Here is a 22397-nt window from a genome sequence, read left to right on the forward strand (position 1 = left end):
GTGTAGTGATATCGTTTTAATCTGTGGTATACTTGCAGTATGAAAATACTGCTGCTAGAAGACGATATCATACTCAATGAAATTCTTGAAGAGTTCTTAGTCAATGAGGGTTACACTGTTATTTCAACCTTTGATGGAGCACAAGCTCAATCTTTGGTCTATGAACAGACTTTTGACCTATTAATTTTGGATGTAAATGTACCCAATATCAATGGTTTTGAATTTTTAAAAGAGTTACGTTCACACAACATAAAAACCCCTGCTATATTTATCACCTCACTCAATAGCAGTAGTGATTTAAAACAAGGTTTTGAGAGTGGTTGTGATGATTACATCAAAAAACCGTTTGAACTGCAAGAACTCAGCCTTCGTATTAATAATATCAAACGACTTTTTAACCTTGATTCAACTCATATATTTACCATTGCTTTAAATATCACTTACGATACCAACAATTATGAATTAAATAATGAGGGTATGAAAACCATATTGCCCAAAAAAGAGGCCAAAATTTTAGAGTACTTTTTAAAAAATCAAGATAAAACCATCTCTATAGATGAACTCAGTGTGAATGTATGGAGTTATGAAGAGTATCCAAGCAGTGCTACTATACGTACCTATATAAAGAATCTTCGTCGATTGCTTGATGATGGTTATATCACAACACTCAAAGGAGTTGGTTATCGTTTTAACACAAAATGAAAAAAGAACATTCAGAAGTTTTTATGCCCTCTTTTTAGGTTCAACTTTTATTCTTTTAGGCATTATATTTTTTCTTTTTTACCAAACAAAAGCTGATTTTTACAGAGATATCACTATCTCTAAAATGCAAATCTATGCTTCCAAGCTCGCTTCTAAAATTGTTTATGCCCACATGCAAAATACCCCTTTACGAAAAAGTGAACTTGTTGTTGAGAATGGTTATAAATTTGGCTTGTATGACAACAGTGGCAATGCTGTTTTAACCTATATTGGCCAAAAAGTGATTTTAAATCATAAATTTTCTCAAAATGGAAATAACCTCATACTTATTGATAACAGCGTTGGAGGCCATTTGGGCATCTCTTATATTGCCATTGAGGAGAACGTGCTTTTTAACACCCTTAGTGAGCTTCAAAACAAGATTATTATCTCGTATGTACTGCTCTATATTTTTGTGGTTGTTTTTGGTTTTTATTTAACCAAACAATTTATTAAACCCATTGTACAACAACGCATCAAACTCAATAACTTTATTAAAGAGACCACACATGAACTGAATACTCCTATTTCTGCGATTGTGATGTCTATTAATGACAAACAACCCATGACTCAAAAATCGCATGAACGTATTTTAATCAGTGCCAAGCGCATCTCTGAGATCTATGATGATTTGACCTATCTGTTTTTAAACAGTGAAAAGAGGAAAAACATTGAAGCTTTGAATTTAGAAACCATCATTAAAGAACAAACAGACTATTTTAAACTCTTTGCTCAAAAAAAACAGATTGATCTGTTTGTTCAAACGGAACCTTTTATTTACAACATCGACAAGGAGAGTTTTATTCGTTTATTTAATAATCTTCTTTCAAATGCAATTAAATACACACCCATGTCTGGAAAAATTTTTGTAACGTTAAATAAGGGTATTTTAACCATAAAAGACAGTGGTAATGGAATTAAGAAAAAAGATATTGATAAAATATTTCAACGATTTTATCGTGCAGATGCTATAAATGGTGGTTTTGGAATTGGTTTAAGTATAGTAAAAACAGTATGTGATACGTACAATATAAAAATAGAAGTGGATTCAAAAGTAAATGAAGGCAGTGAGTTCAGGCTCACTTTAAAATAGGGCCGATTACTCAGCCCCTAAAAGCAATACTGATTAGTATGTTCTTCTTTCTCTTGGAGGTCTTGGTCGAGCTTCGTTCACTTTAAGTGTTCTTCCCTCAATCTCTTTTCCATTTAATTCATCAATCGCAGATTGACCTTCAGAATCTACATCCATCTCAACAAATGCAAAACCTTTCGATCTTCCTGTGTCTCTGTCATTGATAATTTTACAACTTTTTACAGCACCGAATTTAGCGAATAATTCCTCTAAATCTTCGTTATTCATTCTATATGAAAGATTACCTACATAGATATTCATCTTCCTGTTTCCTTTGACATGTTCTACCGAACTAAAAATTCTCTAGTCTACTTTTACGTGGGCCTAGTGATTTATTATATCATAAAGTATGAACTTTTCTTTAAAAATTTAATTTTTTTTTTAGCTAGATTACATTTTAATTACATTTTATACTCAAATAATATCTAAATAATAGTGCTACGGTCTATTTTTAGGGATTTACTAGATATTAATAATTTTTGTGTAGATTTGATATAAAATCTGTATTTGGGTGTTACAAATACAGACTTTAATAAAAATAGCCTCTGTTTTCTTCTATTTTCCGAAATTTTGTGCAAGTGCTGCGTGAATTCTTTGTACAGATTCATCACATCCAAGCACGGCTAAGATGTCATAAACTGAAGGTGCTTGTGTTCCACCAGTTAATGCAATTCGAATAGGTTGAAAGAGTTGCGGGAATTTTAATCCCTTTTCTTCAATAAATGGTTTGGTAATCGCTTCATAATCACAAGCCAAATGTAAAGAGGTTTTGTTCGCTTCTAAAAGTGCCACATATGACTCCAACATTGAAGCAGTTTCCTCTTTAACAAACTTTTTCACTCCTTTATTTTCATATGAAGTAGGAGTACTCAAGATATTATCAATTGAGGCTTTGAGCTCAAGCAGTGTTTGAGCACGCTCTTTACATAGATCTAAAATCATCTCTTTTTTGTCATGTCCACTTAAGTGGCAATCAAAGAACTCTAACTCATTTGCTAAACGCTCATTAGATACATTTTTAATATAATGTGCATTGAGCCATAACAGTTTCTCTTCATTATATGCAGAAGCTGATTTATTGATATTGTTTGGATCAAAGAGTTCTAACATCTCATCCATAGAGAAAATCTCTTGATCTCCATTTGACCAACCCAAACGAACTAAAAAGTTCAACAGTGCTTCAGCTAAATACCCTTGTCGTTTATACTCCATCACATCCATTGCACCATCTCGTTTTGAGAGTTTCTTACCTTGTGGGTTATTGATCATTGGTACATGGTAAAACTTAGGTACATCAAAACCTAAAGCCTTATAAATTACAATCTGTTTTGGTGTATTGGTTAAGTGGTCATCTCCACGAATCACATCTGTCATCTTCATCAATGCATCATCAATGGCAACAACAAAGTTATACGTTGGCATTCCATTGCTTCGTGCAATGACAAAATCATCTACTTCAGTTGCATTAAAATTCATTGCGCCTTTAACACCATCTACAAAAGAGATGACTCCTTCTTTGGGTGCTTTGATTCTTACAACGGGTTCAACACCTTCAGGAGGAGTGCCAGTGAAGTCTCTGTATCGTCCATCGTATCTTGGTGTTTGCTTATTGGCCATTTGCTCTTCTCGTAAAGCATCCAACTCCTCTTTTGACATATAACAGTAGTATGCATTTCCTTCATCAAGAAGTTGTTGAATATACTTTTTATAAATCTCCAGACGTTGTGATTGATACTCTACTTCATTATCATAATTTAGACCCACCCACTCAAAAGCTTCAATGATTGCTTTCATTGCCTCTTCATTGTTTCGTTGTGTATCTGTATCTTCAATTCTTAGTCTGAATTCACCTTGTGTTCTTCTTGCCCATAAAAAACTGTACAGAGCAGTTCGTAATCCACCAATATGTAAATACCCTGTTGGTGAAGGTGCAAATCGTGTAATTGCCATAACGTTTACCTTATCTAAAATTCTTAAAAAAACCAATTGCCGTAATTATTGCAACACCTGCAATAAAAACAATCAGCACAATATCAACTATTTCCATTGGCTTCCTTTTCTTTAAGCTGTCCACATGCAGCTGAGATATCTAACCCTTTAGATTCTCGAATCGTACACATTAAACCTTTGCTTATTAAATATTGCTGGAATCTTACCATATTTTCCCTTGTTGGTCTTTGATATGATGTGCCAGGATACGGATTAAAGTAGATTAAATTCACTTTGGCCTTAATACCACTGAGCATTTTAACCAATTTTTCTGCAGATTTAAGGTCATCATTTTTATCTTTAATCACAAGGTATTCAAACATTACTTTTTTTCGTACATCCACAGGAAAATTTTTCACAGCTTCAATAATTGAGGCAATGTTGTATGCTTTATTCATTGGAATCAATTCTGTTCGAAGTTGATCATCCACAGCGTGTAATGAAATGGCCAATTGAATTCCTAAATCTTCATCTCCCAATTTTTTAATCTTTGTACTGATACCACTGGTTGAAATGGTTTGTCGTTTAGTGGCAATGCATAATCCCTCTTCATTTGAGAAGATTTTAATGGCTTGAATTAAATTATCATAATTATCCAACGGTTCCCCCATACCCATATACACAATATTCAAGGATTTATTCTCTGCAATCTCATTGTCTCTTTTGAGTTGAACAATTTGTGCCACAATTTCACCTGCAGTTAAATTACGGACAAACCCTCCTTTGGCTGTCAAACAAAAAGTACACCCTACTTTACATCCCACTTGTGTTGAGATACAAACGGTATATTGTTCACTTCGTTCAATATTTCCATCTTCTGAAATTTTTTTATTTCTCATCAGTAATAAAACAGTCTCAATAGTGTGCCCATCTTGAAGTTCAAAAAGATATTTGATACTGCCATCACTGCTTTGTTCTTTTTTGATGATCTTTAAAATATCAAGTGAAAAGTTTTCATTCAGTTGCTCTTTTAAATCTTTAGGAATATTTTTCATTTCCTCATACGAAGTGACATACTTTTTATATATCCAATTATAAATCTGTTTGGCTCTGAATGCTGGTTTTACTTTCTCTTTTAATTCATCCAGTTGATAATCATAAATTGATTGCAAATGAATCCTTTCTCTTTTTTAAAAAAATAGTCTATAAAAAACTGCTTACAATTTTCTATACACCACTTTGCTTTTCTGTTTTTATTTTAAGTATTTCAAACTTCAAATACTAAAATCAGTATGAACAATATTATTTAAGTTTTAATCTCCTTGACTCTAATCTTATAGAAGTACTTTTGAACTCCTTAGAGTAATGCTTTCGCATATCACTTCGTTCTCAACCGAACAATGATTATACATATAACTCTAAAACCATTTAAAGTCGGACTAAATTCCCTCGTGTGGTACTGCGTACATCACTCGAAGTTCTGTAAAAAACCAAACCGAATTCTTTAGAGTGATGCTTTCGCATATCACTCTAAAATCATTCTAAGTCGGACTGAACTCCCTCGTGTGGTACTACGTACATCACTCTCGGGTTCAACACTAAAAATGTGAAGCAGTTCACATTTTCTAAACGTGTTTCACGTGAAACATTATTGAATTATCTTTTTATCCAATAAATATTGAGTCAATTTTTCCATTGCATCACTGTGGTTTTTTAAGAACTCTTCATGAGCATTTTCATTGGTATAATTGGTAATAATAAATATACCTGCAATGTTAATATCAAACTCTTTTGCCACACTGAGCAAAGAGTAGAACTCCATGTTTTCTATCCCAATATTATAGTCATTAAATTTTTTACTCAACTCAAAATTGGTACTGATATAGTTTGAAGAATTGACGATGGTTTGATTTTGAACCAAACGATTCTCAGAGTTCAATACATTATCAAGCGGGGTATAACAATCACTGTTTAAAAAGCTCAACTCTATATTGGCTGCACTTGTTGACTCAACAATATCAAATGGTTTATATTTTCCATAACTTCCAGCTGTGCCAATAAAAAGTAAAAATTCGGGTTTATCAAAAAGGCATTGACGTGTTAAATTAATGGCTGATTCAATCAGACCTACTCCCATTGGAGTTGCAAATTTAAACGTCTCATTTCTTCCTGCACAAATAATCATTATTTACACTCCAAGATAATATGTGCATTCAGTGTTTGCTCTTCGTTTAATAATTCTGGCAATGGCATAGAGAAATCACTGCTTGCTTTAGACATGCTCATTTCATTCGCATAAACTCTTGGGCGAACATTGTTTTGATTAATCATAATTTGCTTAGTGGTACATTCTGTTTTTAAATCTTTGGAAAGTGTTTTTGCATAATTTTGACTCCACTTAATAGCTTCTAATCGTAAAAGCTCTTCACTCTTTTCCATGCTCTCTTTTGAAAAGTTCCATTTTAAAGCTGACAGAGAAATGGTTAAATTGCTGTCGTGTTTAATTTCATAAAACTCCTCTAGAAACTCTTTCATGTTTTTACTTTTTGGTGTAGTGATTTTATAATTCACACTCCCTTTATAACCTAAAAAAGTTGACTCACCATCTTTATATTTGTATTGAGGAAAGAGTGTTATAGAGTTTGAGCTCTTCTCGATTATCTTGCTCTTTTGAATGAATCTTGTATATACATCAAGACTTGATAAGACATCCTTTTCATTTTTCTTTTCAGATGAAATATTTAATGAGGTTGAGAGTTCATCTGGAAGCATTTCATGTGAAAATGTTTTGTTGAATTGAACTTCAAATCCATACACCAAAAACGGCAGACCTAAAAGTAAAAGCTTTTTCATCTTATATCCTTACTGGGATTCCATTCTTAGAAAGATAGTGTTTGAGTTCCATGATATCAATCTCTTTAAAATGGAAAATTGATGCAGCCAATGCTGCACTTGCGCCATGTTCAAATGCCTCTTTCATATGCTCCATGGTTCCTGCTCCACCTGAAGCAATCACAGGAATATCAACGGCATTTGAAATCTGTTCAGTAATATTCAGTTCAAAACCTGTTTTAGCACCATCTGTATCCATTGAAGTTAAAAGTATTTCACCTGCACCTCTGTTGTACACTTCTTTGGCCCATTGAACTGCATCTAGTCCTGTATCTTCTCGACCACCTTTTACAAAAACATGGTATGATCCATCGGCAATTTTTTTAACATCAATTGCCACAACAATGCATTGACTACCAAAACGTTTTGCACCTTCATTGATGAAGTCAGGATTCACAACAGCACTTGAATTTATAGAGACTTTATCACACCCTACATTAAGTAGTTTATAAATATCATCAAGCTTTCTAATCCCACCACCAACGGTCAATGGAATAAAAACTTCTTTTGCAACATCTTTAACGATATCAACAATCGTATCACGACCTTCATGGCTTGCACCAATGTCTAAAAAAGTGATTTCATCTGCCCCTTCTGCGTTGTATCTTTTAGCAACTTCAACGGGGTCACCTGCATCTCTTAACCCAACAAAGTTTACCCCTTTTACAACACGTCCTTGATCCACGTCTAAACAGGGAATGATTCTTTTGGCAAAAGTACTCAAAATAATAATCCTTTTACATTTAAATATGTTGAATATTATCTAATTGTAAGTTAATATCAGATATACTCTTTTTCTTATGGAAAATATCAAAGCAAAAAAGAAGTATGGACAGAATTTCTTAAAAGACGATTCTATCCTACACAAGATCATCGAAGCGATGCCCAACAATGAGAACCACACAGTGGAGATTGGACCTGGCTTAGGTGATTTGACGCAACATATGCTCAAATACAAAGACGTGACTGCGTATGAGATAGACAGTGATTTATTAACTGTCTTACAGTCTAAATTTGCAAATGAAATACAAAGTAGAAAGTTAGAGCTCATCCACACTGATGTTCTACAGATTTGGAAAAGTAAAAATACTTTGTATGATGGTAAGTATGATTTAATTGCAAACTTACCATACTATATTGCAACCAACATTATATTAAGTGCGATAGAAGACAGCAATTGTGAACACATAATTGTGATGATTCAGAAGGAAGTGGCACAAAAATTTGCAGCCAATGAAGGAGAAAAAGAGTTCTCTTCTTTGGGAGTCATGACTAAATTGACTTCAAAAGAAGCAAAAATACTCTTTGATGTTCCTCCAACTGCATTTGAACCACCTCCTAAAGTAACCTCTTCTATTTTATATATTAAAAAGGATTTGAATAATTCTTTAGATGATGAATTTAAAAGTTTTTTGAAGGCTGCATTTACGCAACCACGAAAAAAACTCTCTAAAAATTTGTCATCAAAAATAGATAAAACTCTGTTAAAAGAGATTTATCTTGCACTTAATATAGATGAGAATATTAGACCTCATGAACTCAGTGCGTCTTTGTATCACCAAATGTACGAAAAGGTGATATTAAATGACAAACGAAAACGAAACTAATCAAGAAACTGTAAAACCAACCGAAACGTCTGCAACCCCTGTAGAATCTAAAGAGACAAAACCTCAAAACAGAAGTACCAGACGTCCTCGAAACAACGCTCCTAAAGAGAATACAAACTCCGAAGAGAGTAACACAGAGGGTCAACCAAATAAACGACGACCACAAAATAGAAGAAAACCAAAACCAAATGGTAATGCACCTAGAGAAAATGGCAAAACTTCACAAAAAGGTTGGGTTACAGATCTTAAAAAGGCACATGCTATCAATGAGAAATCTCATAAAGATAGACTGAACCCACACTATAAACTCAATTTAAATACCAACAGTAAAATTCGAATTACTCCACTGGGTGGATTAGGTGAAATTGGTGGAAACATGATGGTAATTGAAACCGATACTTCCGCAATCATTGTAGATGTTGGTATGAGTTTCCCTGATGAAGATATGCATGGTGTGGATATATTAATTCCGGATTTCTCATATATTCGAGAAATCAAGAGTAAAATCAAAGGTATTGTAATCACACACGGCCACGAAGACCATATTGGTGCAATGCCATACCTGTTTAAAGAGTTACAATTTCCTGTTTATGGAACATCATTACCTCTAGAGATGATTGGTGCAAAATTTGATGAACATAAAATGAGAGAGCACCGAAAACACTTCCGTGCAATTGAAAAGAGAGTTCCAATTAAGATTGGTGATTTTGAAGTGGAGTGGATTCATATTACACACTCAATTGTGGACTCATCAGCATTAGCAATTAAAACCGATGCGGGTACGATTATTCACACAGGTGACTTCAAAATTGACCACACCCCTATTGATGGATATCCAACCGATTTACATCGATTAGCACACTATGGTGAAGAGGGTGTTTTACTTCTATTAAGTGATTCAACAAACTCTCACTCTCCTGGATTTACAAAATCAGAAAAAACAGTTGGCCCTACATTTGATAGCCTTTTTGCACGTTCAAAAGGACGGGTAATCATGTCAACTTTCTCATCAAACATCCACCGAGTTGCGCAAGCCATTGAACATGGATTAAAGTATGGAAGAAAAGTGTGTGTGATTGGTCGATCAATGGAGAAAAACTTAGATTTAGCATTGAAATTGGGTTACCTCAAATTTCCAAAAGATCAATTTATTGATGCACATGAAGTGAACAAATACAATGACAAAGAGGTCCTTATTGTAACCACCGGAAGCCAAGGTGAAGCAATGAGTGCCCTATACAGAATGGCAATTCATGAGCACAGACATATCAAGATTAAAGAGGAAGATCAAATCATCCTTTCTGCTCGAGCTATCCCTGGAAATGAAGGAAGTGTATCTGCGATTATCAACCACTTATTAAAAGCAGGTGCTCAAGTAGCATATCAAGACTTCAGTGAAATTCATGTATCTGGACATGCCGCGCAAGAAGAGCAAAAATTGATGTTAAGATTGGTAAAACCAAAATTCTTCTTACCTGTTCATGGTGAGTATAACCACGCATTACGACACTCTAAAACGGGGATTGACTGTGGTGTCTTAGAGAGAAACATCTATGTAATGACGGATGGTGAACAAATCGAAGTAACACCAAAATACTTGAAAAAAGTAAAATCGGTTAAAACAGGTAAAGTCTATATTGATAACCAACTTAACCACAAAATTGCAGATGATGTTGTCATTGACAGACAAACTATGGCCAATGAAGGGGTGGTTATGATTGTGGCTCAAATCAGTGAAGACGAAAGAAAAGTATCTCAACTTCCACGAGTAAAATCATTTGGTTTGGTTCCAGACAGACAAGATAAAAACTTCTCAACAGAGATTGAAGAGTTATTGGCAACTTTCTTACAAAACAGTAAACCAGGTATTATGAAAAACAACAAAGTACTAGAAGATGAGTTAAGAAAAGTGGTACGAAAACACTGCTTTAGAAAATACAAAAAGTACCCAATGATCATACCAACACTATTTGTACAATAAGGAGTCATACTGTGGATTACAAAAGCATCGCACGAGAGGTTTTATTAACAGAAGCAAAAGAGTTAGAGTTTGCTGCACAAAACATTGGTGATGAGTTTGAAAAAGCAGTAGAACTCATAACTCAAATTGAGGGTAAACTTATCATCACTGGTGTGGGAAAATCAGGTTTAGTTGGAAGTAAAATTGCAGCTACTTTGGCCAGTACAGGAACGAGCTCTTTTTTTCTTCACCCTACTGAAGCCATGCATGGTGACTTAGGTATGATTGGAAAGAAAGATGCCGTACTTGCTATTTCATACAGTGGAGAGAGTGAAGAACTTATTCAAATCCTACCGCACTTAAAACGTTTTGATATTCCTTTGATTGCCATGGCAAGAAAAGAGAATTCAACTTTAGGAAACTATGCAGATATTTTCTTTAATATCAATGTCAATAAAGAGGCTTGTCCTTTAGATACAGCCCCTACTTCTTCTACTACATTAACCATGGCCATGGGAGATGCATTGGCTGTGGCATTAATGAATAAGCGCAACTTTAAAAAAGAAGACTTTGCCTCTTTCCACCCAGGTGGAAGTTTAGGAAAAAAGCTTTTTGTGAAAGTCGATGATCTTTTAAGAAAAGATAATTTACCAATTGTTTCACGTGAAACAAAACTCAAAGATGCTATTGTAGTCATGAGTGAAGGACGACTTGGAAATGTTGTCATTATTGATGAAAATGAAAAAGTTATTGGACTTTTAAGTGATGGAGATTTAAGACGAGCACTCATGGAAGAGAACTTCACATTGGAGTGTTCAGTACAAAGCATTGCCACTTTAAACCCTAAAGTATTAAAAGATAGAAAGATGCTTGCAAGTGAAGCGCTAGAGATTATAGAAAACTATAAGATTCAACTTCTGTTGGTTCTGGATGAAGAAGACAAACTCATCGGAACTTTACATATACATGATTTAATTGAAGCAGGAATCAAATGAAAAAAGAAGAAGAGAATACTCAACAAAGATTGAACAAATACATCTCTCACAATACAAACTACTCTCGACGAGAAGCAGATAAATTGATTGAAGAGGGAGAAGTTACCGTAAACAAAAAACCCGTCCTTGATATGGGTATGAAAGTGGATGAAAATGATACAGTTACCATCAAAGGCAAACCAATCAAGATTGATAAAAACAAAATGTATACGGTTATTGTTTATAATAAACCTAAAGGGGAACTCGTAACAAAAAATGACCCCCAAGGACGAAAAGTTATCTTTGATACCATTGGAAAAAAATACAAACATTTTCTGCCGATTGGTCGACTTGACTACTCAAGTGAAGGGGTTCTTCTTTTAACGGATTCAGTGGATGTCTATAATTCATTGGTACACTCCAATTTAGAAAGAGTTTATAAAATAAAAGTAAACGGACCCATAACCAAAGCCATTGAAGATGCAATGCAACACGGTTTAGAGTTAGAAGATGCAAGTAAAGGGGCCCATGATAAGAGTGAAATTGACTCCATGACTTTTGCACCCTTTAACGCCTATCAAATTCAAACCAATAATAACAACTTCTCTAAACTGAAAGTTTCTATTTCAGAAGGAAAAAACAGAGAACTTCGACGTTTTTTTGCACACTTTGATTTGGAAGTTTTAGACCTAAAACGATTAGACTTTGGAGGAGTTACATTAAACAACCTCCCAACTGGGAAAAAACGTTTCCTTTCAAAAGAGGAGTATAAAAACTTACGCCATTTTATTGAAGATCAAACAAGATAATGAATAACTTAGCCAATATACTTCGTCCACAAACGTTAAAAGATTTTGTTGGTCAAACACACATTATTGGTTCCAATAAAGCTCTGTACAAACTCATAGAAAAGAAAGAGATACCACATCTCTTTTTTTATGGAAAACCAGGAACAGGGAAAACAACACTTGCTAAAATCATAGCAAAAAGCATTGACAGTGATTACTATTACTTTAATGCCACGACCATAAAAGTTGAAGATTTACGAAAAGTTTTTAAGCAGTATGAAAACTCACTGATTAAACCTACTGTATTTATTGATGAAGTACATCGTCTCTCAAAAAATCAACAAGAGGTCCTTCTGCCCATCATGGAAAACTATGATGCGATTATCATAGGTGCCAGTACAGAAAATCCATTTTTTACTTTGACCAATGCCATACGTTCACGAGCATTTGCTTATGAGTTTAAAGCACTCAATCGAAGTGAACTGGCACATCTTCTTGATAAAGCATTGAGCCAACTTGCTATTACACTTGAAAAGAGTGCCGAAGACTTTTTAATCGATTCAAGCAGTGGTGACGCCAGAGCAATGCTTAATCTGCTTGATTTTTCCTCTAAAGTGACTTCAAATATTACTTTAGAGACACTGCAACAATTAAGAGAGAATGCTATTGCAGATGGGGTGAGTTCCAGCGACTCTCACTATGACCTTGCCAGTGCAATGATAAAATCTTTAAGAGGAAGCGACGTAGATGCCGCTTTGTATTATGTGGCACGTTTGGTTGCTGGAGGAGAACGTGTGGAGTTTATCACGCGTAGATTGGTCATATTTGCCAGCGAAGATATTGGCAATGCCAATCCCAATGCACTTAACCTAGCAGTAAGCACCATGCAAGCATGTTCAACCATTGGATACCCAGAGTGTCGTATCATTTTAGCTCAATGTGTAGTCTATTTGGCCTCTTCACCTAAATCAAATAGCGCGTATGAGGGAATCAATAAAGCATTACAAGACATAAAAAATGGTAGAATATTAGAAATACCAAATCATATCAAAGACAGCGCGCATAACTATAAATATCCTCATGCGTATGGTGGATGGGTCGAACAACAATATCTCAAAGAGGATATTACCTATTACGAGAGTCAAAACATTGGTTTTGAAAAGACTCTAAATGATTGGTTAGACAAAATAAAGAAAAAGGAAAAGTAATGGAGTATTACACTTGGATATTAACATTTCACGTTATGTCGTTTATGTCATGGATGGCCATGCTGTTTTATCTGCCGCGTCTTTTTGTTTACCATGTTGAATATAAAGACAAAAAAGAGTTTGTAGAAGTTGTAGAGATTCAAGAAGAAAAAATCTATAACTACATTGGACACCCAGCGATGTGGGCTACGTTTTTAAGTGGGGCATGGATGCTTTATCTGAATCCCTCTGTTTTACAAGGTGGCGGATGGATGCATGCCAAAATATTTGTCGTGACTTTTTTAATCATGTATTCACTCTCATTAAACTATTTTAGAAAAGAGCTTAAAGCAAATCGTTGTACCAAAGATGGAAAATTCTTTAGAGCGTATAATGAAGTACCAACACTCTTTGCATTGCTCATTGTAGGTTATGTAATTACTAAAACTTTTTCATTTCTATTCACACTTATTGCCGTTGCCATTTTTGCATTTATTGGATACAAAATTTTAACTAAAAAAGAGAAAGCATGACGTTTGAAAAGTATTATGTTTTAGATACCAATATTCTGCTTGAAGATGCAACCAATATCTTCAAGCTCTCTGATAACAATAACAATCTTCTTATACTTCCTGAAACCGTTTTAGATGAGATTGACAGCAAAAAAAGTGGATTTGATGAAATCAACTTTCAAGCAAGAGAGTTTGCTCGAACGTTAGAGAATGCAACCATAGAGAGTTCTATCAGTATTGAAGAGCATAAAATTGTACGCCTTAAGGTATTAGATAAAACAGGTGCTATGATTGATATCATCTCAAAAGATGAATATGTTGCCAACTCTAAAAATGTGGCCATTAATATTTTTAATGACCGAAAAATATTAGAAATCGCCTCTTTTGCAAATGTCTACTATGAAAAACCAGTCGTTTTTTTATCACTTGACATTATGGCTCGTACACGAGCACTTTCAATGGACATTCAAACCGATGCTCTCTTTGGAACAAAAAGTGATTTTAATTTTGAGTTTCATAAAGAGGTGGTGGTGCCTTTTGAAGAGATTGAGTTTTTAGAAAACAGTGATATCACACAGTATGACCCCGATTACCAATGCTATAACTTCACCTACAGTTTTAAAGTTAAAAGCTCAGATCAAATCATTTTAGCTGGGGTTCAAAATGGAAAAGTTCGTCTGCTTGATGAGGGTGAAATACGAGATCAAATCATCACACCACTCAACATGGAACAACTTTTCTTCTGTAATGCCATCTTACAGCACTACTACAACGTTTTAATCGTTGAAGCCAAGGCTGGGTCAGGAAAAACCCTTTTGGCCCTTAGTGGTGCTTTAAAACTCATCAGACGTAAAGAGTTTCAACGTATCATCTATATCCGTAACTCCATTGAGTCTTTGGATAAAGGAGAGGACATTGGATATCTTCCTGGTTATGAGGAAAAATTCAAGATTTATAACCACCCTTTGATGGACAGTTTGGATTATATCATTCGAAGTGACCATAAAAAAAGACACAGTAATAAAAAAGAGAGTACCTATGAACCTTTAGAAGATGCTGAAGTGACCACGCGTATTGAACAACTCATTGCCAACTATAACATTGAAACCATGTGGGTGGGTGAAATGAGAGGACGTACGCTTTCAAATGCTTTTGTCATCATTGATGAAGCGCAAAACATGTCAAATAAAACCATGCAAATGGTACTTTCAAGAATTGATTCCAGTTGTAAAGTGATTGTGCTTGGAAGTAACATGCAAATTGACAACTTTTACGTCAATAAATACACCAATGCTTTAACCACTCTGCTTAAATCGACTCAACAAGAAAGTGATTTGGTTAAACTCTTTGCCGTTAAACTTAAAAAAGTACTTCGAGGCCCAATTACAGAGTGGGCAGAGTCAATCTTTTCTACAGAAAATAAATAGTAGAGAATCTTTGAAAATTAATTTTTTGAGCTTCCTTCTAATATAAACCCAACTTTAAATCAGATTTTGATACCTTTATAAAAAAATCCAAAGGTATCAAATGAAGATTGTATTCTTAGACCGTTCTACACTAGGAGAGGATATCCCTTTATCATTTTTTAATGATTTGGGAGAAGTGGTAAGTTATGACATCACTCAGCCTGAACAAACCATTAATCGTCTACAAGATGCCGATGTTGTTGTAACAAATAAAGTAGTAATCAACAAAGAAGTAATGGATAAAACCTCTCTTAAACTCATCTGTGTCAGTGCAACGGGTACAAACAACATTGACATGCAATATGCCCAAGATAAAGGAATTATGGTTAAAAATGTGGCAGGGTATTCCACACACTCAGTGGCTCAAGTCACCCTCTCATTGGTTTTAGATTTTGTTCAACACTTGAATTATTATAAAAAGTATGTCAACAACCAACAATGGCAAATCTCACCTATATTTACGCACATTGGTCAACCCTTTCATGAAATCAACAATAAGAAGTGGGGAATCATTGGTTTGGGTACCATTGGTACACAAGTTGCAACGATAGCTCAAGCAATGGGTGCAAAAGTGTGTTACTACTCCACATCTGGAACCAATCATAACAAAGAGATTCCCTCTTGCAGTTTAGAAGAGCTCTTAAGCAGTTGCGATATTATCACCATACATGCGCCTTTAAATGATGCAACACTGAACTTACTCAATAAAGAAAATCTGCCTTTTTTAAAAGAGAAAAGCATAGTAATCAATGTAGGACGTGGTGGCATCATCAATGAAGAGGATTTGGCACAGTTTATCGATACAAAAGAGGTCTACTTTGGATTGGACGTTGTTTCACGTGAACCAATTGAAGCAAACAATCCATTATTAACCATTCAACATAAAGAGAGATTGACCATCACACCACATGTTGCATGGTCATCGATTGAAGCAAGAGAGGCATTAGTAAAAATGGTTTATAACAATATTGCAGAGTTTAAAAAGGCGCATGTATGATCGATGTTCTGGTTGTAGGTTCAGGAGGTGCGGGACTTTCTGCAGCGTTACATGCAAAAAAAGAGGGAGCCAATGTCCTTGTTGTATCTAAAACCTACCCTACTCACTCACAAACATGTCAGGCACAAGGCGGTATGAATGCTGTTATCACTGAGCAAGACAGAGTTGAAAACCATGTACACGATACGTTGAAGTCTTCTCATGGCTTAGGGGAAGAAGCCACCATTCAAAGCATGTGTGAAGATGCCAAACCCATTATTGAATGGTTAGATGAACTGGGTGTGCCTTTTACACGAACCAGTGAGGGGAAAATTGCACAAAGAAAAATGGGCGGAGCCAGTCACAGTCGTTCATGTTACAGTGCGGACTATACAGGGCTTAAAATTCTACATACGCTTTATGATACAGCACTTAAAGAGAACATTGAGTTCCTGAATGAACACATGATTCTAAACATCATTGTAGAAAATGAACAAGCCGTGGGAATCACAGCCATGGATTTAAAAACCTCACAAGTTAAAGAGATCCTTGCTAAAACGGTTATCTTGGCAACAGGAGGCTATATATCTATTTATAATGGGTTTAATACCAACTCCAATGCCACAACGGGTGATGGCGTTGCTGCAGCGTTACGAGCGGGTGCAAAACTTTCAAATATGGAGTTTATACAATTTCACCCAACCGCTATAAAAGGGGCGAATGTGCTTATCAGTGAGAGTGCACGAGGAGAAGGCGGTTATTTGGTTGATGACAAGGGTGAGCGTTTTGTGGATGAATTAAAGCCACGAGATGTGGTCGCACGCGCTATTTATGACAAAATGCATCAAGACAAAACTGTTTATTTGGACTTACGACATTTAGGATTGGATAAAATCAATGAGGTCATGCCACAAGAGAGACGTTTGGCCATGCAGTTTGCGCATGTAAAAATTGAAGAGGAGTTGCTTCCTATTAACCCAGCAGCTCACTACTGTATGGGTGGGGTATTTATCAATGACAGAAGTGAAACCACACGTGAAAACCTCTATGCTTGTGGAGAGTGTGCACAAAGCAATGTACATGGAGCAAACCGTTTAGGAGGAAACTCTCTTTTAGAGATTCTCTCTTTTGGTAAAAAAGCAGGAACTGAAGCTGCATTAAAAGCTCGTAATACGCAATATCTTACAAAAGAGGATACTCAACAGTATCAAAGCGATAAAAACTTTATTGCACAAGTGTTTCATCTGCCCAATCAAATTGATTTTTATGATAAAAAAGCATTTATGGGAAAAATATTTTTCAGAAATGTTGGTCTGTACCGAAATGACATCAACATGAAAGCAGTACTTTCACAGGTACGTCAATGGCAAAAAGAGTTTATGTTTATGGGAATTACGGATAAGTGCACTATCTATAACCGTAATTTAGTCGAGTTTATTGAGTTTGGAAACATGCTCGAACTCTCTGAAGTGGTTGTTATCAGTGCCATCAGTCGTTGTGAAAGCAGAGGGGCACACTACAGAGAAGACCACCCCATGGAAGTGGAATCGTATGCTAAGAATTCGATTGCTTATCGATACGACAACACGCTAGCTGTAGAGTTTAAAGGATAAACAATGAAAATAAAAATTGAACGATTGAATACACAAAAAAACCCTCAGCAATTTAAACAAGAGTATGAAGTCTCATCGCAACGACTTTTAGATGCTTTGAATGAAATCAAAACCACTCAAGACAACACCCTAACCTATCGTTGCGGCTGTGGAAGTGGCGTGTGTGGAAGTTGTGCCGTACAAGTCAATGGTGTAGAGAGGCTTTCATGTAAAACCTACATCAATGAAGGCGATGTCGTCTCTGCCATCAAACGAAGTGAAGTGATACGAGACTTAGTAGTTAACCTTGAACATCAAGAGAAAGTACTTAAAACCTCTCATGCTTATTTGGAAGCGTATCAAGAAGAAACCATTACCCCACAAGATGAAAAGCTTATTGATGTACAAAGCAACTGTATTTTGTGTCAAAGTTGCTACAGCTCATGTCCCGTGTATGAAGTCAACCCTGACTTTCTGGGGCCTTATGCCTTAACTCGAGTATTAAGATATGTCAATGATAAAAAAGAGCATCAAAGCAGGTCTAAAATTGATGCCATTCAAAGCAATGGGGTATGGGACTGTACTTTGTGTGGGAATTGCACGATGGTGTGTCCTCAATTCATTGACCCTAAAACCGATATCATGAATCTGCGCTCAAAGAGTGTCCAAGCAGGTTACAGTGACCCCAATATGAACAACATGGATTTTGACAGCGGTTTTAATACCGATTTTGGATTTAACCCCAATGGATTTTAAAGCATTGTAACCAAAATGTGTCTCTCGCCTTTTATAATGCTCTAAATTTTTTTAAAGGCAAGCACATGGACAAATCAACATATGAGAGAAAACTGACCGCATATAAGCTCTCTGATGCATCTGTTGAGCAAAAAGAAAAAGCCATTGAAACATTGAATTCTCAGTTTTATGGTACAACTTCACAGAAAATGAAAGATTTACACGACTTCATCAACCAAAGTCAAGCAGAATTAAAAAGTGATGAATACTCTGCGTAAATAGACATAAGTCTATTTACTGCAAATTATCTTTTAAATAGAGATAGTCCGACATCATTGACCACTCACGTACCTTTTTTATATAGGCTTTTTGAGAATCCAATACCTCTTTTAACAATGGGTTTTTAGAGGTCATCTCACGAACCAAATCTTGATTGGCTTTTTTCATGGCATCCATAATAGGTTTTGAAAAGGTTTCCACTTTGATATTTGGATACTCTTTTTTCATCTCTTGCCACGCCTCAGCATTCATATCATAATTTTGAATATACATATCATAAGCAGCCAATCGAATAGCGGCGATTAAGACTTTTTGCAAATGTTCTGGTAATTTCTTATAGACTCGTTGATTAATCAAAAACTGCATTTCACTGGCTGGTTCATGCCATCCTGTATAATAAAATGGGGCAATTTTATGAAATCCCATTTTGATATCCATACTTGGGCCCACCCACTCCAATGCATCAATGGCATTGGTCTCTAAAGCCATATACAATTCACCCGGAGCAATGTTCGTTACTTGAACACCCAGGCGTGCCATAATTTCACCTGCAAACCCAGGGATTCGCATTTTAAGACCTTGTAAATCATCTAAGCTGTTAATCTCTTTTCGAAACCATCCGCCCATTTGCACGCCCGTACTTCCCCCAGGAAACGAAAGAACATTATGCCGTGCATAAACTTTTTGCATCAACTCTAAACCACCCCCGTGATAAAACCATGCATACTGCTCCGGTGCTGTTAATCCAAAGGGCATAGAGGTAAATGGCAAGGTATTAATATCTTTACCTTTCCAATAATATGAAGCAGTGTGACCTAAGTCATACTGTCCACCTTTAACCATATCTAAAATACCCAAAGGGGCTTTATGTTTATTGGCCGTATCTATTTGTATTTTAAGTTGGCCTTGCGAGAGCTCTTCAGCTAGTTGTGCCATGTTCTGTGCAGCATCAATCAGTGGAGAGAGTGTTGGTCCCCATGTTGTTGCCATTTTGAGTTTGTATACACGTGGTGCAGCAAACAAAGAGCTGACAGTAATACAAACCATAAAAAGTATCATCCAAGTACGTTTCATCTCATTCCTTTTTATAAGTTGGCGCATTATAACGGATTTTTGATGTTACTTTTTTTATATAAAAAGGAATTACTGATTATATTCTAAAATAAAAGCCTTTAATCTTTTCAAATCAACGGGTTTACTGTAGTAGTACCCTTGGCACAAATTACACTCATGTTGCATAAGAAACGCTTCATGCTCTTTGGTTTCAACTCCTTCAGCAATCACTTCAATACCTAAATTTTTTGCCATTGAAATCACTGCACTTACAATGGCCTTATCATCTTCATCATTTGTGATGTCTTTTACAAATGAACGGTCAATTTTTAAGTACTTAATTGGAAACTTTTTAAGGTAATTCAAAGATGAATACCCCGTACCAAAATCATCAATTGAAATAGAAATCCCTTTTTTAACAAATTGATGCATGAGTTCAATGGCATGTTCGACATTGTCCATAATCAAACTCTCTGTAATCTCTAACTCTAAAAGATTCACATCAAAAGGAAGGGATTTAATTAATCCAAAAATATATTTTTTAAGGTTTCTGTCTGTAAATTGTTTTGTTGAGAGGTTAATCGCCACAGTGATTTGACTCTTAAGCTCCTCATTGAGTTGCTTGATTTCACTCATGGCTTTATGTAAAATAATTTCGCCCATAGGATTGATTAAACCACTGCTTTCAGCAATGCTGAGAAACTCATCAGGATAAACCAATCCTTTTTTAGGATGATTCCATCGTACAAGTGCTTCAACACTGACCACTTTTTTTCTGTAAGGGTCAATTTTTGGCTGATAGTGCAGAAGAATTTCATCATTATTAAGTGCTTTTCTTAAATCACTCTCTACTCTTAAAAAGTTCAAAGTTCGGTCATTCATCTCATATTTAAAAAATTTATAACTGTCTTTTTTATCATTTTTTGCTTGGTACATTGCCAAGTCTGCATTTTTAATCACATCAAGTTTATGTGTGCCTTCATCGGGAAAGAGTGTGATTCCCATGCTCGTTGTAATAAAAATTTCTTGCCCCATAATATGGTAAGGCTCTTTTACATTTTTGAGTATTCGTTTGGCAATAAGATGAATGCGTTCAAGTTCAATGGGACCAGAGAGAATAATCGTAAATTCATCGCCCCCTATTCTACATAAAGAATCACTCTTTCTGGCAATTTGTTCCAGTCTTTTTGCTACTTGCACTAACAGTTCATCGCCTACTAGGTGACCCAAGCTGTCATTAATCATTTTAAAGTTATCCAAGTCTAATAAAAGCAGTGCACCCGAAGTATTATTTCGAATATTGAGATTAATCGCATGTTCCAATCGTGATTCAAAGTTGGTACGATTAGCTAAACCCGTTAATGGATCATAAAATGCCAGACGCCTAAGAGTCTCTTCATTCTCTTTAATATGTGTGATGTCCTGAAAAATCCCCACATAATACTTTGGTTGTTTATAACGATCATAAATCGTATTGATATACAACATTTTTGGGAAAATTTCACCCGTCTTTTTTCGATCCCAAATTTCACCGCTCCAAGACCCTTTAGTATGAAGACTCTCCCACATCTCTTTATAAAACTCTTTGCTGTGCCGTCCTGATTTTAATACACTGGGATTTTTCCCTACCATCTGCTCTTTTTTAAAACCCGTGATACGGGTATACGCAGGGTTAATGTCAATAATTCTGGCATCTATGGTCGTCACGACAATGGCTTCAGAAACGTTTTCAATGATCTCTTTGGATAAAGAGAGTTGTTCTTCCATCGCTTTTTTATGAGAAGTGTCTAAAACAATCGCTATATATTGGGCTTCTTTGTCAATTTTAATTTTTTGAATACGTATTTCTACGTCATAATAAGAGCCATCTTTTCGTTGGTGTTGGGTTTCAAAAATGATAAACTTTTTATTAATTTTCAATCTTTTTTTGAAATCTTCTTGCCTCACTTGTGTGGCTATTTGCCAAGGATGAAGATTGAGTATCTCTTCATAACTGTATTGAATATTTTGTTGGGCTTGTTTATTGCAATATGTGATGGTATAGTTTTTTGCATTGATGATATAAATCTCATTGAAACTGTTATCTACAATAATCCCCAGTGAGGTCAGTTTATGCTCCATAGATTTACGTGCAGAGATGTTTTTATACATCACCATGATAAAATCATCATTGAGTTTTATAATTTCAATCTCTCGCCAACTTGAGATAAAATGATTGTTGTAATAACCAAAACTGAAATACTTTTTTTCTCCTGATTGATAGACTTCAAAAAGAGCATCAAACAGACCAAACTCTTTAATGTTAGGGAAAATTTCTGTAATATAATGACCAATGATGCTCTCTTTTTCCAAACCTTCATCGCGCAGTGCGTTTTTATTAATATCAATAAGTTTAAAATCATCATTGATGTGTTCATATATGACGACGTTTAAAGATAAATCATCGATACTGAAACTATAAGGGGTGATATATCTTTGCACGTAAATATTCCTTTTCTTCAATTTTTAATTATTGTATCAAAAAAATCAGAAGATTAAAAAAATAACAAAAAAAATAATTCTTATAAAGTCAAT

General features: G+C 35.3%; 21 protein-coding genes. 13 read left to right on the plus strand and 8 right to left on the minus strand.

Features of this window, described 5'->3' with window-relative positions:
- The first annotated feature begins 39 nt into the window (after nt 1-39).
- Together CRV04_RS05585 and CRV04_RS05590 are read left to right on the plus strand one after the other, a co-directional pair.
- Entirely contained in the window at nt 40-702 is a 663-nt protein-coding gene (locus tag CRV04_RS05585) for a response regulator transcription factor (protein WP_128995839.1), read from the plus strand.
- Complete coding sequence (locus CRV04_RS05590) at nt 647-1834, plus strand: sensor histidine kinase (RefSeq protein ID WP_128995840.1); 1188 nt, start codon at nt 647-649, stop codon at nt 1832-1834. The genes CRV04_RS05585 and CRV04_RS05590 overlap by 56 nt, the downstream gene beginning before the upstream one ends.
- A gap of 33 nt (nt 1835-1867) precedes the next feature.
- Here the strand turns inward: CRV04_RS05590 and CRV04_RS05595 are convergent, their stop codons facing one another.
- From CRV04_RS05595 to hisF, 6 genes are all read right to left on the minus strand, one after another.
- Entirely contained in the window at nt 1868-2134 is a 267-nt protein-coding gene (locus tag CRV04_RS05595; protein WP_128995841.1) for an RNA recognition motif domain-containing protein, read from the minus strand.
- Between the two features lie 294 nt (nt 2135-2428).
- Complete coding sequence (gltX, locus tag CRV04_RS05600) at nt 2429-3823, minus strand: glutamate--tRNA ligase (RefSeq protein ID WP_128995842.1); 1395 nt, start codon at nt 3821-3823, stop codon at nt 2429-2431.
- 83 nt (nt 3824-3906) lie between these two features.
- Nucleotides 3907-4974: a dual-specificity RNA methyltransferase RlmN gene (gene rlmN, locus CRV04_RS05605; protein ID WP_128995843.1), complete on the minus strand. Its 1068-nt coding sequence runs from the start codon at nt 4972-4974 to the stop codon at nt 3907-3909.
- Nucleotides 4975-5450: 476 nt separating this feature from the next.
- Nucleotides 5451-5987, minus strand: coding sequence for a phosphorylase family protein (locus tag CRV04_RS05610; protein ID WP_128995844.1), 537 nt, complete (start codon nt 5985-5987; stop codon nt 5451-5453).
- A complete protein-coding gene (locus CRV04_RS05615) occupies nt 5987-6655 on the minus strand; it encodes an SIMPL domain-containing protein (protein WP_128995845.1) in 669 nt (222 codons plus the stop codon). Before CRV04_RS05615 ends, CRV04_RS05610 begins: the two co-directional genes overlap by 1 nt.
- A 1-nt stretch (nt 6656) precedes the next feature.
- Nucleotides 6657-7418, minus strand: coding sequence for an imidazole glycerol phosphate synthase subunit HisF (gene hisF, locus CRV04_RS05620; RefSeq protein WP_128995846.1), 762 nt, complete (start codon nt 7416-7418; stop codon nt 6657-6659).
- A gap of 76 nt (nt 7419-7494) precedes the next feature.
- Here hisF and rsmA point away from each other — a divergent pair, with 76 nt between their 5' ends.
- The 11 genes from rsmA to CRV04_RS05675 all read left to right on the plus strand — a co-directional run bounded on the left by rsmA (nt 7495) and on the right by CRV04_RS05675 (nt 18769).
- Nucleotides 7495-8301, plus strand: a complete 807-nt coding sequence (gene rsmA, locus CRV04_RS05625; RefSeq protein ID WP_128995847.1) for a 16S rRNA (adenine(1518)-N(6)/adenine(1519)-N(6))-dimethyltransferase RsmA — start codon at nt 7495-7497, stop codon at nt 8299-8301.
- The gene (locus CRV04_RS05630; protein WP_128995848.1) at nt 8279-10282 is read left to right on the plus strand and encodes a ribonuclease J; all 2004 of its coding nucleotides are present in this window, start codon (nt 8279-8281) and stop codon (nt 10280-10282) included. The genes rsmA and CRV04_RS05630 overlap by 23 nt, the downstream gene beginning before the upstream one ends.
- Nucleotides 10283-10293: 11 nt before the next feature.
- Nucleotides 10294-11256, plus strand: coding sequence for a KpsF/GutQ family sugar-phosphate isomerase (locus CRV04_RS05635; RefSeq protein ID WP_128995849.1), 963 nt, complete (start codon nt 10294-10296; stop codon nt 11254-11256).
- Nucleotides 11253-12044 (plus strand): pseudouridine synthase, encoded by a 792-nt coding sequence (locus CRV04_RS05640; protein WP_128995850.1) that lies wholly within the window; start codon nt 11253-11255, stop codon nt 12042-12044. Before CRV04_RS05635 ends, CRV04_RS05640 begins: the two co-directional genes overlap by 4 nt.
- A complete protein-coding gene (locus CRV04_RS05645) occupies nt 12044-13231 on the plus strand; it encodes a replication-associated recombination protein A (RefSeq protein WP_128995851.1) in 1188 nt (395 codons plus the stop codon). The genes CRV04_RS05640 and CRV04_RS05645 overlap by 1 nt, the downstream gene beginning before the upstream one ends.
- Nucleotides 13231-13743 carry a protoporphyrinogen oxidase HemJ gene (gene hemJ / locus CRV04_RS05650; protein WP_128995852.1) on the plus strand — a complete coding sequence of 171 codons (513 nt, stop codon included), beginning with the start codon at nt 13231-13233 and terminating at the stop codon, nt 13741-13743. The genes CRV04_RS05645 and hemJ overlap by 1 nt, the downstream gene beginning before the upstream one ends.
- Nucleotides 13740-15149 carry a PhoH family protein gene (locus tag CRV04_RS05655; protein ID WP_128995853.1) on the plus strand — a complete coding sequence of 470 codons (1410 nt, stop codon included), beginning with the start codon at nt 13740-13742 and terminating at the stop codon, nt 15147-15149. Before hemJ ends, CRV04_RS05655 begins: the two co-directional genes overlap by 4 nt.
- 100 nt (nt 15150-15249) lie before the next feature.
- A complete protein-coding gene (locus CRV04_RS05660) occupies nt 15250-16185 on the plus strand; it encodes a D-2-hydroxyacid dehydrogenase (protein ID WP_128995854.1) in 936 nt (311 codons plus the stop codon).
- On the plus strand, nt 16182-17777 hold the full coding sequence (locus CRV04_RS05665; protein WP_128995855.1) for an FAD-dependent oxidoreductase: 1596 nt from the start codon (nt 16182-16184) through the stop codon (nt 17775-17777). The genes CRV04_RS05660 and CRV04_RS05665 overlap by 4 nt, the downstream gene beginning before the upstream one ends.
- 3 nt (nt 17778-17780) lie before the next feature.
- Nucleotides 17781-18512 (plus strand): succinate dehydrogenase/fumarate reductase iron-sulfur subunit, encoded by a 732-nt coding sequence (locus CRV04_RS05670; protein ID WP_128995856.1) that lies wholly within the window; start codon nt 17781-17783, stop codon nt 18510-18512.
- A 65-nt stretch (nt 18513-18577) separates the two neighbouring features.
- Entirely contained in the window at nt 18578-18769 is a 192-nt protein-coding gene (locus tag CRV04_RS05675) for a hypothetical protein (RefSeq protein ID WP_128995857.1), read from the plus strand.
- 16 nt (nt 18770-18785) lie between these two features.
- Here the strand turns inward: CRV04_RS05675 and CRV04_RS05680 are convergent, their stop codons facing one another.
- Nucleotides 18786-19844, minus strand: a complete 1059-nt coding sequence (locus CRV04_RS05680) for a TRAP transporter substrate-binding protein (protein WP_128995858.1) — start codon at nt 19842-19844, stop codon at nt 18786-18788.
- A gap of 69 nt (nt 19845-19913) precedes the next feature.
- Nucleotides 19914-22304, minus strand: a complete 2391-nt coding sequence (locus tag CRV04_RS05685) for a GGDEF and EAL domain-containing protein (protein WP_164969128.1) — start codon at nt 22302-22304, stop codon at nt 19914-19916.
- Nucleotides 22305-22397 lie beyond the last annotated feature (93 nt).

Source organism: Candidatus Marinarcus aquaticus (assembly GCF_004116335.1).
Classification (GTDB): Bacteria; Campylobacterota; Campylobacteria; order Campylobacterales; family Arcobacteraceae; genus Marinarcus; species Marinarcus aquaticus.

What these genes read in the sequence shown, in the direction of transcription:
- CRV04_RS05585 (WP_128995839.1), top strand. Translation starts at nt 40, where the DNA reads ATGAAAATACTGCTGCTAGAAGACGATATCATACTCAATGAAATTCTT.
- CRV04_RS05590 (WP_128995840.1), top strand. Translation starts at nt 647, where the DNA reads ATGATGGTTATATCACAACACTCAAAGGAGTTGGTTATCGTTTTAACA.
- CRV04_RS05595 (WP_128995841.1), bottom strand. Translation starts at nt 2,134, where the DNA reads ATGAATATCTATGTAGGTAATCTTTCATATAGAATGAATAACGAAGAT.
- gltX (WP_128995842.1), bottom strand. Translation starts at nt 3,823, where the DNA reads ATGGCAATTACACGATTTGCACCTTCACCAACAGGGTATTTACATATT.
- CRV04_RS05610 (WP_128995844.1), bottom strand. Translation starts at nt 5,987, where the DNA reads ATGATTATTTGTGCAGGAAGAAATGAGACGTTTAAATTTGCAACTCCA.
- CRV04_RS05615 (WP_128995845.1), bottom strand. Translation starts at nt 6,655, where the DNA reads ATGAAAAAGCTTTTACTTTTAGGTCTGCCGTTTTTGGTGTATGGATTT.
- rsmA (WP_128995847.1), top strand. Translation starts at nt 7,495, where the DNA reads ATGGAAAATATCAAAGCAAAAAAGAAGTATGGACAGAATTTCTTAAAA.
- CRV04_RS05630 (WP_128995848.1), top strand. Translation starts at nt 8,279, where the DNA reads ATGACAAACGAAAACGAAACTAATCAAGAAACTGTAAAACCAACCGAA.
- CRV04_RS05640 (WP_128995850.1), top strand. Translation starts at nt 11,253, where the DNA reads ATGAAAAAAGAAGAAGAGAATACTCAACAAAGATTGAACAAATACATC.
- CRV04_RS05645 (WP_128995851.1), top strand. Translation starts at nt 12,044, where the DNA reads ATGAATAACTTAGCCAATATACTTCGTCCACAAACGTTAAAAGATTTT.
- hemJ (WP_128995852.1), top strand. Translation starts at nt 13,231, where the DNA reads ATGGAGTATTACACTTGGATATTAACATTTCACGTTATGTCGTTTATG.
- CRV04_RS05655 (WP_128995853.1), top strand. Translation starts at nt 13,740, where the DNA reads ATGACGTTTGAAAAGTATTATGTTTTAGATACCAATATTCTGCTTGAA.
- CRV04_RS05660 (WP_128995854.1), top strand. Translation starts at nt 15,250, where the DNA reads ATGAAGATTGTATTCTTAGACCGTTCTACACTAGGAGAGGATATCCCT.
- CRV04_RS05665 (WP_128995855.1), top strand. Translation starts at nt 16,182, where the DNA reads ATGATCGATGTTCTGGTTGTAGGTTCAGGAGGTGCGGGACTTTCTGCA.
- CRV04_RS05670 (WP_128995856.1), top strand. Translation starts at nt 17,781, where the DNA reads ATGAAAATAAAAATTGAACGATTGAATACACAAAAAAACCCTCAGCAA.
- CRV04_RS05675 (WP_128995857.1), top strand. Translation starts at nt 18,578, where the DNA reads ATGGACAAATCAACATATGAGAGAAAACTGACCGCATATAAGCTCTCT.
- CRV04_RS05680 (WP_128995858.1), bottom strand. Translation starts at nt 19,844, where the DNA reads ATGAAACGTACTTGGATGATACTTTTTATGGTTTGTATTACTGTCAGC.